This is a genomic window from Weissella muntiaci, from assembly GCF_008107635.1.
Taxonomy (GTDB): domain Bacteria; phylum Bacillota; class Bacilli; order Lactobacillales; family Lactobacillaceae; genus Weissella; species Weissella muntiaci.
Genome location: NZ_SDGZ01000022.1, coordinates 1 through 17,085, shown reverse-complemented (window position 1 = coordinate 17,085; position 17,085 = coordinate 1). Strand labels below are relative to the sequence as shown.

Genomic DNA, 17,085 nt, shown 5'->3' with positions numbered 1-17,085 from the left:
TTGCCCTTAGATATTGCAGTTATCGAGAATCTCACTTTAATAATTTTCTATTTAGAATTGAGCTGGCTATATATCTCTCGTTCAGACAGAGCTAATCTTGTGTATTCACACATACTGAATCAGTTACACAAAGGCCAACAAATATCACTAAAAATAGACGATCAATTATCGATTTGATACCAATAGCTGACCGCCCAATAATAGGGAATATTTATTTTAACGGCTACTTCAATATCTTAGACGTAAAACGTATATTGTGGTGTGAAACTTGACATGTCTAATCCGGATTTTTGTAGAGTCACAATGTCAACAGTCGTTTGTAGAATGTCAGCATAACGTTCAAAGACAAGTGCAAACTCATTATAAGACGCTTCAAGTTTTTCATCATCCGTCCCATCTAGCACCACTAAATAGTTGGAGACTCCTGTAGTCTTATTGGTTAACCACACAATATACACAGTTTGAACCAAGCCGCGCTTATCATCAGCGATTGCAATCAGATTAATAAAGAGCGAGATCGGTAACTTATTCGCCTTAATATCTTCCAACACTAGTTGTGAGTTCTCAGCTCCTTGAATCGCGGTTCTTTCAGTAGTTCGTGCAATACTACCGTTTAAATGCTGAAGCATCGTTAATAATTCATCCTTAGTCAAAACAAAGCCGTCAGAAAATGGGTTTAGTACCAGCCCTTCCACATTACTAGACAGTAATAAGATCAACCCGTATTCAAAAATGGTTATCGGCCAACTATAAACAACATCTTCATTATCAAACCCACGTTCCTTCATTGCGTTGATATCAGTGAAGATTGGAAAAACTTTATTTCCATCTTTGGTTTCAAACGTTATTAAATTGGGAAGCAAATCTGATGTAAGCTCCATCTTATTTTCTAATATTTCCTTCTGCATATTCGAAATCTGTACAGGCGCTATAAAAATAGCCCGTTGTATCATGTCGAATAACTCTTGCTCATTCTCAGCATTTTCATCCTCTTGGTACGCTGCTAAGGCTGCCAATACAGCTTCATTCTCCCAATTTTCAGGATCCATATAACTTTACCCTACCCCATTTTCTAAACCAATATCAGAGCCCCAAACCATATCTCACGAGTTACTCCCCTCGTATCGACTCAAACCCTCAGTTTACTTAGTAATTTATAGTACCGACCTAACTTAAAAAAGTCAATTTATATTATGGTAAGGCAGTCGTTTACGGAAACGTATCATCCTTCATTGTCATTTCATCTGAATCCTTTATTGATTCAAAATATAACAGTTATAATTTTTTTACGGCAGATAGGCTAAAAGTTACCATTACTCCTATTTGATCAATGGTCAACTTTTAGTTAGGTATACCTAGCTCGTACTGATATCCGACATTAACTAATTGATTCCAATATTAGTCAATGATCCATACTTACCGTAGTAACATTAACTGGAAAAAAATACATTTGCCAATAACGTGAGATTGAAGTCATTCAGTTCATTTGAGAAGAAACAACCGACTACCATGAGCTCCAATAATGCTATTACCTTATCTTTGTTCTTCTCCAGCATGGGATATTCGACCATTTCTTGAATAATCTTCCTTTTCTAGCTTGCCAACTTTCGAACACCCAATATATCTAGATATTCATTCTTTGCTATTCAAATTGACCTCTCAAGCAATTTCCATATAACATATAAGAATTAAAAGTCGTAGTGTACAACCTCCTCTTTAATTCGGTTCTATAACCATCCCTGAACGATTTGTCATAGCTAAGAGCTGACAATTTATTAAATAAATACTTTATTTTTGTAATAAATTCAAACAAAAATAGATATCCTTCTGATACAGTTAATGTCAACATTTACTCCTATTAGCTTCTTTCAACTTAAAAAGGCTCCGGGAATCTGATAATTTCCGGAGTCTTTCACGTTTCATAATAATTATTCTGTAAGTTAAAATCGTTACCGCATCTGGATCATACCTCAATGGCGCCAACCAATATTCACTCGACTCCAATCATTACAATTGCCTTTAATTGCAGTTGAAATGGAGGGGAAGGCATAAATTAATCAGTGTAAGTCTTTTGCGGTAAATCCGAACTCAATCAACTAAGAATTATTCATAGCTGTACAGGCGTATCCTAATGCAAATATATCATTTTCAAATTACCTTCACAATTTACATCGCAGAATGGAAGTATCAATTAGGTAAACAGGCGATTTCAAGAGTTCATCTACTCGAAACAGTTTTATCGTTGTCACTAGTGCGCACAAATCGTCATAATTTGGTGAACCAAAACAAAAAGGAAGCAATAGGCCCGTCATTCAACGTCCTTGCTTCCATTTAATAAAATTAATAACTGCTCTATATTCAATTTATTTTGTAAAAGTTCCGAAACTAAGTGCTTTCTGTGCCGCCAAATTCAGCGCGCTCCATTGCCGATCAAATCCCGGTTGGAAGAAGAAATCAGCTTCCGCTAGATCTTCAATCGTTAATCTTTGGGCAATCGCAAGTGCCAAAGTATTGCCATGTGGTGTTATATCAAAATTCTTCGCCATGATAGCACCACCCAAAATTACGTGAGTCATTGGAGCAAATGCAAGCCGTACGAAAATATCACCATTTCCTGTTGCTCTTGAAACAAATGCTGGCCGTCGTGTATCATTGTAACTTACTGACGCTATCTCAATTCCCGCTCGCCTGGCGGTTGTCTCATTAAGTCCAGCAGTTGCAAAAGAATAATCGAATACTTGCAGTGCCGAAGTACCCACGACACCTTTAAATGGTCGGATGATGTCGTTGAACATGGTCTGAACAACATACTGTGCTTCGCGTCGCGCTGTTGTCGCTAATGCGATTGGCAGTGGCTTGTTTGCTGGAATACTGTACGGCAAAATTGCATCACCAATCGCAAAAATGTCCTTTTGATTAGTCCGAAGGTACTCATCTGTCTTAATCCAACCACGATCGTCCAATGCAACAATATCTTTCAACCATTCGGTATTGGGTTTAACGCCAATCCCCTCAATTACTAGGTCTGCCTGATAATTTCCCTGATCAGTTCTGACCGCACTAACTTCTTTACCGTCCTTTGAAATATATTCTTCCAGCTGTTCGCCGACTGCCACATGGACACCGTTATCAATCAACTCCTTTGTAAGCAAGTTAGTCATATCAGCATCAAGATAGGATCCCAGCACCCGAGGCAACAGATCCAAAACTGTAACATTTTTGCCGGCTTTCACAAATGCCTCAACCGCTTCGATACCGATATAACCTGCACCTACCACAACCACATCCTTCACTAAAGGATCATTAATCTTATCCTTAAGTGAAAGCGCCCAATCATGCCCTCGCATTAGAAAAATGTTATCAAGGTTACAACCCTGAATATTTAACCTAGCGGGTGAAACGCCAACACTGAGAATCAATTTGTCATAGCCGTCTTGATGATTCTCACCGGCAGAATCAGCAAATGTCAGCTGATGATGATCTGCATCAATATTATTCACCGCGCTATTCGATAATACTCTGCCACCTAGTTTTTCGATATCTTCCGCCTTAAAATTTCTGACAATAGTATCATCTTTTACCTTATTCATCAGATAAAGTTGCATTCCACAAGACATGAATGAAATAAAATCACTTGCTTCATAAATTGTGAGATCCACATCATCATATTGTGTTAGCAGTTCCAGCGCTGCCTCGTGTCCACCATGCGATGCACCTATAATTGCAATTTTCATATTCTCTCTCCTTCAAAATTGACTAATAAGTTAACCTGCTTTCATAAGAAAAAACAATTCAGATCTAAATCCAAGCCTAAATTCTCACACCTAGAGTCTAATTCTTCGGCAAGTAGAATACAATTTTGTTAACCAATAAAATTTTTAGATTTCTTCAAGAAAATAACATTTTCAGCTATCAGAGCTGAATCTAAACTTCCTTCACCATTAATTATTTAGGGTTACACAGAATTCAAAAAATCATCAAATATTTCTCATAGCACCTGATTATACATTCCTTATTTAACAAAGCCGACTCCACAACAAGTGTGGCTTTTATTCTGTAAAAAAGATCAACTAGCATCCATCTCATCATATTCAAGAATTCATTTCGTCCTAAGCATATATTGGTAGCACAATCACCATACAATTGACTCCTTCACATTATTAATGCCGCCATAGTCTGACGATTCATTCAAATAACTTTTCATGGGTATTTCTAACACCTTAGTCGTAACGCTCAATAACTAAAGCACAACCATATTTATTTAAAAATTGATTTATATCAAATTCTAATACTTCTTTTCCAAGTCTATTAAAAATTCAATGCCCTAGTGAAGATCTTTATATATCATATTCAAGTAATACACATTACATATGGAGAAATATCATCAAATTTTCATCTTCCCAATTTTTGCTTAAGATTTAAGCATTTTATGGGTCAAATAGTTTTTAAAAATAAATTACTATTAATTAATAATCAAGGGGGGTACGAGAATATGGACTTTTTCAATACAGTTTTTGATGCACGAATGGAAAACCTTTTTAACAAAGATATTATTACCCAGGTAGCAATTGTTGATATGATACAATCTGAAAAGAATGGTATTAGCACTGCTGGTATTAGCAATCTGTTATCAATTGATAAACGGACGGTGGTAAAACATATAAATAATATTAATGATTATTTAACTGAGTCAAATATGGCTGTCAATGGAATCTCGACAGTCAGAAATCAACACTTCTTCAATGGAGATAGTTTTGATGCACAAAAAATGATTTTGCATTTACTTAGCAAATCTAGCGTGGTAAGACTCAGTCTCAGCATTGTCAACCAAGACATTGTTGAAATCGAAACCTTTGTTTCTGAGAATTACATCAGTAGCACATATTTTTTCAAAATGATCAACAAGTTAAACGCTTACTTTGTCTCTTATGGTATTCATTTACGAAGTAAACAAGGTATGCTCACAATTGATGGTAATGAAGGCGAAATAAGATATATAATCACAGGATTCCTATGGCGCGTCTATCGTGGAACAACTTGGCCTTTCACTAACGTATCAAAGAGCAGTGTCCGAGTAATAATTGATACGCTTATCAATTATCTTGGGGTAAGCATTAACGATGGCAAACGCGCTAAACTAATGTATATGCTCGCCGTAAATATTTCTCGATCAAATGGTATGAAAGCAATTGCAGATGGTGAGATTCCAGAATATTCCATGGCTATTATCAATGATACTTTTCCTGATATCTATATCCACTTTGAACAGGCGTTAAGGAACGTGATTAGGCCTGGTGGTAATGACATTACTTTCATGTTCATGTGGTTGCTATCATTATCCGACTTTTATCTATTCGATAATTCAATCTTTGCCATGTATGACTCAATTCGATCAGCAAATGCTCAAGTTTTTGGTGGCATCAATCTTTTTGTGAATGCCGTTCAAGAGCAATCTTCAAACAACGAATTAATTAGAAATACTCTGTTCCTATCAACAGTGATTAGCTCACGTATTTCTGTCGATTTGTTTCCACATTTGACATTCATTGTATCTAGTGTGAACATCAACGAATACAAACGTCGTTTCGCTCCAGCCTTAATACCAACGATTAGCACCTTATTAGAGCAAGATAGTTCACTAACCCCACTTCAACGGAGTACCTTAGCTTTCCGCTATTCAAATTCCTTGGCGCTAGTACTACCAATCAATACCTTTGAACCGCTTATATCTATATATCTGGAAACCGATTTCCCGATCTATATTGAAGTCCAAATTTGGCATGAATTAGAAGAATTATTGGGCCGCTCTTTCAACATCAGACAACAAAAGAAACTGGTTACATCGTCCTGCGACCTAATTATCAATGTCAATCTGGCTGTCAACGACACGGGCAGTGCTACCGCACAGCGAATATATACGCATGTTCATATGACTGATAGCGATCATCAACAAATCTATAATAAATGCCGTGAAATACTAAAGGCCAAACGTGCACTACACGAATAACTCAAGCCATATTTTTAAGAACAAAAAAACTTCCGAAATGTTTAAAAATTTCAGAAGTTTTTTTCTTCGGTTCATATTTTATTTTAATGATAAAATTCCTATCTATCAAAAACCTCACCGTGTTATTTTACCTTGATCAATTATATCTGAATCCAGAAACCAGTAATCATGCCAGTCCCCCACTAGAGCGGTAAAAGGAACCGGTTCTTCACCAACCTCCTGAATTTTATTTATCAAATAATTCCGTAAAATCCACGGATCATTCAGCGAACTTTGGTCAAGTTTTAGGATTCGATCAAGTTTGACCATACTAATACCTAGCTCACTAGCAATCTGAACCTTTTCTATACCTGCCAATCTGATATTTTGAGCAAATTCCATTTTTGTATTTTCTCGTTGAACTGAATTCAAAGACATTGTTAACCTCTTCTCCTATTTAAAGAACCTTTATGATCTCATACCATGAGTTAAACTACGATCCAAATTCGATATTTCTATCAAGAATAACCTATTCGTCAAACTCTTTTTCTGAGCTACCGATTAAGTTTCCCAAATGCCTTAATTGTTCAGATAAAGCAACGTGATATTAAACCGATAGAGCAGGCTGACCAATAATATATTCTACAAACAACATTTCAATAACCTTCAATTTTGGAGTATCAAAGACCAAGCCAATCAAACGCTTTTTGAAAGAACACAACCTCAACTCCACAAAAAAAGGCGTTAAATCACCCCAACGCCTTTTAAATCCATTCAATATTTATTAACCAGCAGAAACAAGCAAATAATGTTCTTCAAGCGTTGTACCATTCTTAGCACCAGTCTTGCGGATCATATTTGATACTGTGTAGCCGTTCTCCTCATACCATTTAGTAAGAATTGCTTCGTTACCTGGGTTCTTAATTGCACGTTCAAATTTTTTCATCACGTTCTTACCCCGTTTCACTTTAGCTATCTGATTATAGAATAAAAGTAAGTAAAAGTCAATTACCCTATCATCTGTCTAATGAATAGATCAAGCTCATGCTTTACCAGAACTCATACAAGATCTAATCGTCAAGGATTGATCGCTTCGCCACCTGTTACACCATATATTTGCCCTGTAACATAACTAGCATTATTTGAAGCTAAGAACACATAAACACTAGCTAATTCTGCCGGTTGTCCTGCACGCCCTATAATTGATGACTGCCCAAATTTTGAGATTTTCCCTGCTGGCTGTCCGTGGTCCAACTGAAGGGGCGTCCAAATCGGACCAGGAGCAACACCATTTACTCGAATTCCTTTATCAATCATAATCTGAGATAAATTAATCGTAAAGTTAGTAATCGCCGCCTTAGTTGCGGCATAATCAATCAAATACGCAGTCGGATTAAAGCTTTGCACAGAAGTAGTTGTAATAATTGATGCACCAGCAGGCAAATACTTCTCAGCTGCTTTAACCGCCTCGATCATCGAGAAAAAATTAACCGCAAAAGTATCGTGAATCTGAGCTAAACTTAAATCTTGTATATTTTCTGTGGCCTTTTGTTGGGCTGCGTTTAATATTAATGTATCTAGGCTACCCAAGCCTTTCACAGCCATATCCACCATTGCATGTGCTTGCATTTCATCTTTTAAATCATATGGTAGCAAAACAGCCTTTCTACCCGCTTTTTCAATCAACTCTCTAACCTCAATTGCATCTGGCTCTTCTCCAGGTAAAAATTGAATCGCTACATTGGCACCCTCACGTGCACAGGCAATTGCAACAGCTCGTCCAATGCCAGAATCCCCACCGGTTATCAGAACACTTCGATTTTCTAGCTCGCCATTCCCTACATATGTTTCCTCTCCACAATCAGGTTGAGGAGTCATGTTCTTCTGTAGTGCAGGTGCCTTTTGCTCCTGTTCTATAAATTCTTTCGTTGAGTAGTATTTGCGTGGATCTTGTAACTTAGTCTTCATCACTTTGAGCCCCCTCTATAAAACATTTTTTAAAGTAACCGTTTACAAAGCTCATTTTATTAGATTGACATCTTACCTACAAATAATTAGCTTGGTGTTCGCTTCTTAACTGATAAAGCTAACTCAAGCAGATTAGCTCCATAAATTGTATTTTTGATGATAATCAAAAAGCACATCCATCAAGATGTGCTAGCTATTTTTACGATATTCTATTTATATAAAGTTCCAGCCATCAGTCCTGTACCCAGCTTATGGCTCGATTTAGATCACTCTTGAAACTGGTTCCTTCTGTTACCATCTTTGACAATCTTTTTGCGTTCATAGCCATATTTGATATTTCTTGTTGTGATAACTGTTCCATCCGGTTTTTCAATTCAGACATGTTATTGATTAATATTCCACAATTATGCTCCAGAATAAATCCACTAATAGCAGACCCTGACCATGCAATCAAAGGCATCTCAAGTGCCAGATATTGGCTCGCTTTATATGGAAAATTATACCTAGTGTAGCGACCCGTATCTGTCTTAATCGGAACATCCCCACCATCCCAAACCAAACCAAAGCCTCTAAAATCACGTAGCTTTGCCATCAATTGAGAGAATGGTACACTCCCATGGTACCTTATTTTATAATTCTGTCTCATTTTTTCACTAATACGTGGACCAAAAACATCGACCTCTACCGCAATGCTTTCCAGAAAGGGAGCTTTCGTCAAGTTCCCAGAATATAAAATCTCTTTTGTTCTAATACCACTATAATTACTACTTGCGCTTATATTCCCCTTTGGTAGAGGATAAGGGCTTTGCACTAAAATTGGTGTTTTAATACCTAATGATATAAGCTCACCTTTCATTTGCTCAGTCAAAACCATTAAAATGTCTGCGACATTCAAAGTCGCTAATTCATTTTCCACAAAATTTGTTAATTCACGAAGACTAAGACTATCTTCCACCAACATGATCAGCTTTGCACCCATTTGCTTAATTTTCCGAGCCAAATCCAAATCATATTGTAAGACCGTAGGCATTGTTTTATAAAAACTTGGGTAACCAGTTAGAACAATGTCGCCCATATTAATATTCTCTAGCTTACTATCTCGATCCATATTAATTACCTCAGGATATGAGAGCGGACTGAAACCTTCATCTTGTGCATATTGTCCAATCGCCAAATTGGCAGGTGCCAATGCATTATGATTCGATGAAAAATCAAAATCATAGACCCACCGTCTAGATTCTCTAATTAATGCTTCTTTCTCAAGAAAATTTTGCCATTTTTGACCAACAACTTTACTTCCAAATTGTTTAATTGCTTGTGCTTGACTCTGACTTTGCTGAATTTTATAGCCTTCATCATCTTCAATCAATGCATTTATTTGCTTAGCCAAGGCATCAATGTTTCCCGATTCAACCAAAGCGCCAGTCTTTAGCTGTTCATTCAAATGTGCTGGACCGTATTTCACGTCATACGCAACCGTTGGAACGCCATAAGCGGCCGCCTCCAACATCGACATATTGAAGCCTTCATATTCACTTGTAAGAATAAAAATATCCGCCTGGGAAAAAATATCCGTTCGATCAACTTGGTATGGAAGTAAATAAACGTTTTCCTCAAGTTGCAATCTTTTAATCATCGTGTAAAGTTCTTTATTGTATTCACCATCAGTCACATAGCCATAAATGCGTAATTTTATATCTGGATATTTCTTTACTAACTTTTCCACTGCATAAATGGCATCTTCAATACGCTTTTCTCGAGATATTCGGGAAGTATACACCAAATTTCGAATTGATTTTGGTTTTTGTGCTAGTGGAATCGCCGTTTGTGAAACCTGACTTACAGGAATCGTGTAAGTCTTTATGCCACTTCTTACTTCGAAGTCTTTAGCTTGTTGTGGCGTTGATGCAATGTATGCAGACCATCGTTCTTTACGATCTATCTCTAATTGACGAATCTCATTAAAGGGGGCACCCATTGGATCATTGCGATCTTTAGTATGTGCACTATGCAAAATAATATATACCGGCACAGCCTTATTTTCCATGGCAAGTACGATCGGTGTAACATATTCAGCTCGATCAATATACAATACTGCATCGTTATCACGACTTACCAAGAAGTCTAACCATGCAACTTTCAGTTGTTGCCAGCTTGTAAAAGTATTATTACCAGTACTTGCAAATTGTGGATTATGTTCGGTAATCGTCAATTGCCCATTGATCTCAGTTAATACAACGTTCCCATCGAGATCATACCAGCTTCGTTTAATTATGTTACCATCCGAGAAATCAAGCCTTAGTGAACGAAACCCACGAATATCCCAGTGATCCTCGGTCATAAGTTGTTGATTATCATCAAAATATTGAACTAGCTTTATCTTATTCTTACTTAGCAAATAATTAGGCGTTGTTCTAGGTCCGTAATATTCAAAACGAAGTCTCAAATTTGGAAAATCATTTTCAAACTCATTCTCTTGGATAGCCGATTGTAAAACATTCTGCCAGCAATCAAACATATTCAAAGATAACGATCGGCCGATGCCGTGTCTAAATAGAAATCGATCGAGTTCCGGAGTAAAATCAAAGGTAATTATTTTGGATTCTACCTTTAGGTCAGTAAACATACGCCACCGATATAATTGGGCATGTTCAATCCCAGACAAGTTATACTCAAATTTATTCGTCAAAAAGTAATGCATTTCCCCACCTATTTTTTACAATTTTTCTAGCAATTCTCCCCCAGCGGAGCTTGTTTGCATTAAGATCGAATGATTGCATTCATTCCATATCGAGAGAAGCTTATCCGTTTATTATCATCGGATAATAATTCCTAACTTTTTTAGCTAACTTCTCTTAATCACCGAAATCTACAATGTACCCATCCTTCATTGCGACCCGTCATAATTAACAATTGTGCATCCTGATAGATTTCATCCTTAGACAGAGTATACTCCTTAAAGGTTATATTATCTGCAAGGTTTAACTCCTTTATCTGCTCTTATAATCTCTTATTAAGATTTTGATCCGAAATATAACCATAAATATATAATTTAGAGGCAGGATTACCGGTCGTTATAATACTAAATGCTTTTTAGATTTCAAGCCCAAAAGAATCACCAAAAACCGGCTATCTAAATAAATTTGCGACTTTTGAGATATCTGCTTGCTTTCTCATTTTCAGTCCCGCTTTTTTAACTTACTCAGTAAAACTTTCTTCAAAAACAGTACTTCATCAATTATATGTATGAGCAATGACAAATTATGTCATTGCTCGATTTGCTTAATACTTTATTCATCTCTTCTTCTACGCAAAATTGTATACAATACAAACAATATTAACTCAACTCCCGCAAAGCTTGAATGCTTGGCTTTCTTATCATCTGCCTTAGATTCACTCTTCTTAGTGGTCTGATTTTTATTTGTTGTATCTTTCTTATCCGCTGTAGTTTCAGAATTATCACTCGAATCCTCCGTTGATGTCACTGGAGAAGAATCTGCAACAGTTTCAACAGAACTCGTACTTGCACCCTGATTAGCAGATGTACGATAGACAAGTGGTGTCCCAGCTGCTGATCCATTTCCACTATTTGAAGCCGTCTCCGAAGCTATATTCCCCGTAGTCTCAGCATCTGAAGAACTTGTACTTGCAGTATTTGATTCTGAGCTCGAGTTTGCTTCCGATATTGACGTACTTTCTGATATTGACAATGATTCGGACGTTGATGTACTTTCTGACTCAGACATTGATGTCGACGTACTCTCCGATTCAGACGGACTCAAACTTGTTGTATTTGAATCCGAGTTTGATGTGCTTTCCGATATTGAAGTACTCTCTGACTCTGAGGTCGATGTACTTTCTGAGCTCGAAGTAGATATCGATTCAGAAATAGATGCACTCTCTGATTCTGAGGCACTTGTACTTGTTGTGTTTGATTCAGAATTTGAAGTGCTTTCTGATATTGATGTGCTAATTGACTCTGATGTTGATGCACTTTCTGACTCTGATGTCGATGTACTCTCTGATGTGCTTGTCGATTCGGATGTTGAGGCGCTTTCTGATTCTGACGCTTCTGACTCAGATGCACTCTCTGATTCCGATGTACTTACTGACTCCGACGTTGATGTACTCTCTGATGTACTTGTTGATTCGGATGTTGAGGCGCTTTCTGATTCTGATGCTTCTGACTCAGATGCACTTTCCGATTCTGATGTACTTACTGACTCCGATGTTGATGTACTCTCTGATGTACTTGTTGATTCGGATGTTGAGGCGCTTTCTGATTCTGACGCTTCTGACTCAGATGCACTCTCCGATTCGGATGTACTTACCGACTCCGACGTTGATGTACTCTCTGATGTACTTGTTGATTCGGATGTTGAGGCGCTTTCTGACTCTGAGGCTTCTGACTCAGATGCACTCTCCGATTCTGATGTACTTACTGACTCCGATGTTGATGTACTCTCTGATGTACTTGTTGATTCGGATGTTGAGGCACTTTCTGACTCTGAGGCTTCTGATTCAGACGCACTCAACGATTCTGATGTACTTACTGACTCCGACGTTGATGTACTCTCTGATGTACTTGTTGATTCGGATGTTGAGGTGCTTTCTGATTCTGATGCTTCTGACTCAGATGCACTTTCCGATTCTGATGTACTTACTGATTCCGATGTTGATGTACTCTCCGATGTACTTGTCGATTCGGATGTTGAGGCGCTTTCTGATTCTGACGCTTCTGACTCAGATGCGCTCTCCGATTCTGATATTGACACACTTTCTGATTCTGATGTCGTATCTGGTTCCACAATGACGGTAAATTCTTGATCAGTCTCATCGTCCTGATTAAACTTCATGTACAAAGTTCCATCGGTGACAATCGTATATGTCTCACCATCTGCCGTAAACACATCTGAAATATTTGACAATGATTTTCCACTAATTGCTACAGTATCAACAATCTTACCAGTATCTTCTTCCTCATAGTTCACAATTGCCTTTTGAATATTAGCAACGTAATTTACCGTAAAGTTCTGTGGAATAGGATCTTCAGATTCCTCCGCATCAAATGAATTTGAATCAAATGTTGGATTAGCCGCAACTGCATCCGCTAAGGTGTCATACACTTCACCATCTGGTCCTTCGACCGTATAAGTAAAGCCCGCAATTGTTAAATCATCATCAGTTGTTGCAAACGCAATATCTCCATCAGATACACCTGTCACTTCTTCAATTTCATCACCGATTGGATATTTACCATTGTAATCACCAGTTGCCGATAATTGGGCACTTTGACCATTAGCAACGTATTGAACAACCATATTATTTCCATCTTCACTTGACGAAACTTCATTGTCCTTTAATCCAGTAACTTTTTCAACGTGATAACCAGGAATCTTAGGTGTCTCTAACTCAACATCTAAGTCTCCCTCACCAGTTTCTGTGGCCTCAAGAGTTTGACCAACGTTGGCAGTAACAGTTGATTCTGCTAGTTTCTTAGAGTCAGGTAATCCCTCGTAAGTCACGTGAACATCCGTTTTCTTCAAAGTACCAGACATTTTGGAAATCTTTCCGGTAACTGCACCGGTACTGTCCCCACTTGATGCGGTCATTCCAACAGACGCACTCGCAGGCGCATTGTAAATTGTTGAAATAGTGAACCCATCAGCATAGTTTGAGTGTCCATAGTAAGTTACACTCAATGTTCCTTGCAAATGTCCATCAGAAGTGACTGTTCCGTTAGGTGTCCAACTGGCCTCATATCGCTCACCAGTACCTGATGTATAAGAATCTTTTCCAGTTGATGGTGCGTAAGCTTTTAATCCAATATTATTTGATACCGTCGATCCAGATGAATCTGTAGACATAAACTTGACAACAGATTGTCCAGAAGAATTATTCGTCGGATTACCACCACGACTATATATACTATCGCCACTTGCTGATTTACCAGCGTCAAGAACTTGAGTACTATTAAGAGTGCTTGCTCGTGCCAGCGTTCCAGGATTGTTGTTACCAGCTTTTAAACTACCATCAGCAGGTACCGTATATTTAACGCCATTAGCGGCAGTTGCTGTTTCCTTCTTAGAATTTACGTGAGTATCAATAGCTGCGACAATCGAATCACCAACCCCACCAATACCAAATGAACTTCCCGATCCACCCTTTGCCAATTCAGCTGGAGATGCTCCAGATATAACTAGACCAGCACCATCACCAATCTCCCATCCGTTATATCCCGATCCCCATACATCAGCAAAATCAAAACTACCTGAAATTTCCCAACTTTCCGACATATCGAGATGACCATCAAAGATTGCTTGTCCAGAAAGATTTTTGCCACTCCCAATCAAGGAATATTCACCATCACCAACAGCAGTGGCATCACCGTTAGCATTAAACCAACTTCCTGCTTCGTTACCGCTTGAAACAACTGCCGTATCCGATGCCAAATTAACAGTTTCACCACCGACTAATTGATACTTCTGTTTCTCAAATGCAGATAGTCCTGAAATATCGTCTGATTTAGCCGCACTTGTCTGTTGGATATTATCTGCAATTACTGAGCCAACCCCGATTGCACCGACACCACCCATAAATATCATTCCGGCGACTAACCATGTCTTACCTGACTTGTACATTTTTTTGCGAAGTTTATATTTGTTATCCATGTTTGATAGTAATTTTTTGAATTTCATTTTCGATAGTCCTTTCAATCACTTTAACGACCGTTCGATCGGTGGCATGTAAATTTTTTTCGCCGAAATTAGAAAGAAGTTTTCTACTTCGACGAAAAATTAATCTACTCAGGCTTTCTTTAATTGGGTGATTCTCACAAAATAACTAGTTTAATTCATCAACTTGATATCTTTGATTCTTCATTTGGTAAGTATCAGTAAACGAACTAACGATTTATCCGGCTCTCATTACCACTCGTTTTAAAACATCTGTAAATATAATTATTGAATTCAATTCACATTCCGATCTCATGTTATGCTTCAAGTCCTTTTTACCGCCCACAAATGATAATACTCTTTTCAAAGTGGCCCCACTCTTCAATCATTTAAGGTCTTACTCTTAACAGGTAATTTGCTGATTATCAACATGAACATATTGGTAGGTAAACTATTCATTAATTATTTTACGTACATTCAATACCTCTCTCTCCGCGCAATCATACAAGCAGAAAAACTACTCCGTTCTACAATATTCAATATGAATATTTCTTAATTCTTTTCTAAGAGGATCTCAAAACCGGATTAAAACTGATACTGCTTTAATTCAGTAAATGAACAAAGATTTATAAAGTTTCCCTACTCAAAAATCTAAATATCATTAATTCTAGGGCAAATAATATAAGAACACCGTTTAGTCTTACAATTCATAAACGTTCCATATATGACTTCCTAACATAATTAATGTTAACAAAATAATTCAATTTTCGTAACCAAATTCACAATTGATTCACAATTCATTCGACTTTAATTCTACTTTATTCTTATATACAAAAATATTATCAATATCAGTATTATAACTTATTATTTTTTTGAATTACGTTGAAAGATCAGCAGACCTATCAATGAATATAATTCAACAAACCACCCTCCAATAAATATCTATACACCTACTGATACATCTTTTTAGTTCTGATAAATCAATTTCAAAATAATCTTAGGTTTCACAATTGGTATCCTCATATTGACCTAAACGGTAAAAATGCTTTACAATCAAGTAAATCACGTCAACGATTAGATAATAAATCAATAGTATCGTGATCGATTTACAAATTAACCTTAGTAACCCTTTTGGGAGGTCTTTCATGAACGATTCAATGCGATCACTTGATGATCATGTCTGTTTTTCGACGTATGTAGCTTCACGTTCAATTCAGCGTCTATATCAACCATTACTTAAAGAGCACAATCTGACCTATCCTCAGTACTTGGTGCTTATAATTCTTTTTGAAAAACAACATTTAACGGTGAACGAGATCGGCGTTTATCTCGATCTTGGTAGTGGCACCTTAACACCATTGCTAAAGCGCATGGAAGCTGCTGAGTTAATTCAACGTGTCCGACGCGTTTCAGACGAACGAATTGTAGATATTACTTTAACTCAAAAAGGTGTTGAAACGCGGAAATTGATGTCTAAACTCCCAGATGTATTAACGGAAAGTAGTGACCTTTCAGATGACGAATGGGCGACATTAACGGTTCTAATGAACAAATTAATCAAATCAATCAGCTAAAGAAACTCAAGTAACGATATAGAATTGACTTGAAACTGCCTCCTTAGATAGCTGCAGTTATCAAGTCAATCATAATAAAATACGCCACTGAAATTATTCAAATAATTTCAGTGGCGTATTTTATTTCATATTGTTTTTGGACTTAAAGAGTATGTCCGTATTTCCTAAAACATCCATCATCGACCTTCACAATATTCATATCTAAATAATCTCTTACCAAGCCTATTATGATCATCATCGGTGAATTCGCTTTAGATGTTCACTTGTATGTATGAACGATGGCCTTTTGGACCATCGTTCTCCTTTGCCCGAATGTCTTATTCTTCACGCCTCTTCTTGCGTAGAATTGCATACATTGCAATTAATACTAATTCAACTCCCGCAAAGCTTGAATGTGTCACATCCTTCTCTTCAGTGTCAAATTCGCCCTTCTTAGTTGTCTTATCATTCTTGCTATTCTCTTTTCCGTTCTCAATCTTTGCAGTTTCAGCATTATTTACTTGTTCACTTTCTGATGTTCCTGATTCTTCAGTAGCACCTAAGTTGCTACTTATAGATTGATTTGATGACGTATGATACACAAGCGGTGTCTCAGTTGATTCACCACTGCCGTTTGAGGCCGTCGCAGATGCTACGTTTGATGTACCACCCTCTGTCTGGTCTGTAGATTCAGATGTTGACGCACTTTCTGATTCTGATGCTGATTCGGAAGGACTCACGCTCGTCGTGTTTGACTCAGAAGTTGATTCTGACTCTGATGTGCTCTCCGATTCAGATATTGACGCACTTTCTGATTCTGATTCTGATTCAGAAGGACTCACGCTTGTCGTGTTTGACTCAGAATTAGATTCTGACTCTGATTCTGATTCTGATTCTGACGTTG

9 protein-coding genes and 1 pseudogene are annotated in these 17,085 nt (G+C 37.5%); 2 read left to right on the top strand and 8 right to left on the bottom strand.

What is annotated here, in order from left to right; translation table 11 throughout:
* Positions 1–236 precede the first annotated feature (236 nt).
* Entirely contained in the window at positions 237–1,049 is an 813-nt protein-coding gene (locus ESZ50_RS09070; RefSeq protein ID WP_148623248.1) for an SseB family protein, read from the bottom strand.
* Between the two features lie 1,314 nt (positions 1,050–2,363).
* Positions 2,364–3,734, bottom strand: a complete 1,371-nt coding sequence (locus ESZ50_RS09065; protein WP_148623247.1) for an FAD-dependent oxidoreductase — start codon at positions 3,732–3,734, stop codon at positions 2,364–2,366.
* 758 nt (positions 3,735–4,492) lie between these two features.
* Between ESZ50_RS09065 and ESZ50_RS09060 the strand changes: the two genes are divergently transcribed.
* Positions 4,493–6,007 (top strand): helix-turn-helix domain-containing protein, encoded by a 1,515-nt coding sequence (locus ESZ50_RS09060; RefSeq protein ID WP_187387608.1) that lies wholly within the window; start codon positions 4,493–4,495, stop codon positions 6,005–6,007.
* Positions 6,008–6,121: 114 nt separating this feature from the next.
* On the opposite strand, the gene ESZ50_RS09055 is transcribed toward ESZ50_RS09060, so the two are convergent.
* The 5 genes from ESZ50_RS09055 to ESZ50_RS11940 all read right to left on the bottom strand — a co-directional run bounded on the left by ESZ50_RS09055 (position 6,122) and on the right by ESZ50_RS11940 (position 14,652).
* Positions 6,122–6,424 (bottom strand): DUF2316 family protein, encoded by a 303-nt coding sequence (locus ESZ50_RS09055; protein ID WP_148623245.1) that lies wholly within the window; start codon positions 6,422–6,424, stop codon positions 6,122–6,124.
* A 346-nt stretch (positions 6,425–6,770) separates the two neighbouring features.
* Complete coding sequence (locus tag ESZ50_RS11760; RefSeq protein WP_187387607.1) at positions 6,771–6,932, bottom strand: hypothetical protein; 162 nt, start codon at positions 6,930–6,932, stop codon at positions 6,771–6,773.
* A 131-nt stretch (positions 6,933–7,063) separates the two neighbouring features.
* Entirely contained in the window at positions 7,064–7,957 is an 894-nt protein-coding gene (locus ESZ50_RS09050; RefSeq protein ID WP_187387606.1) for an SDR family oxidoreductase, read from the bottom strand.
* Positions 7,958–8,186: 229 nt separating this feature from the next.
* The gene (locus tag ESZ50_RS09045) at positions 8,187–10,655 is read right to left on the bottom strand and encodes a glycosyltransferase (protein ID WP_148623243.1); all 2,469 of its coding nucleotides are present in this window, start codon (positions 10,653–10,655) and stop codon (positions 8,187–8,189) included.
* A 589-nt stretch (positions 10,656–11,244) separates the two neighbouring features.
* On the bottom strand, positions 11,245–14,652 hold the full coding sequence (locus ESZ50_RS11940) for a KxYKxGKxW signal peptide domain-containing protein (protein WP_148623242.1): 3,408 nt from the start codon (positions 14,650–14,652) through the stop codon (positions 11,245–11,247).
* Between the two features lie 1,121 nt (positions 14,653–15,773).
* On the opposite strand from ESZ50_RS11940, the gene ESZ50_RS09035 reads away from it, so the two are divergent.
* A complete protein-coding gene (locus ESZ50_RS09035) occupies positions 15,774–16,202 on the top strand; it encodes a MarR family winged helix-turn-helix transcriptional regulator (protein WP_222860809.1) in 429 nt (142 codons plus the stop codon).
* Between the two features lie 317 nt (positions 16,203–16,519).
* Here the strand turns inward: ESZ50_RS09035 and ESZ50_RS11935 are convergent.
* Positions 16,520–17,085, bottom strand: a pseudogene (locus tag ESZ50_RS11935) (hypothetical protein); the annotation flags it as partial.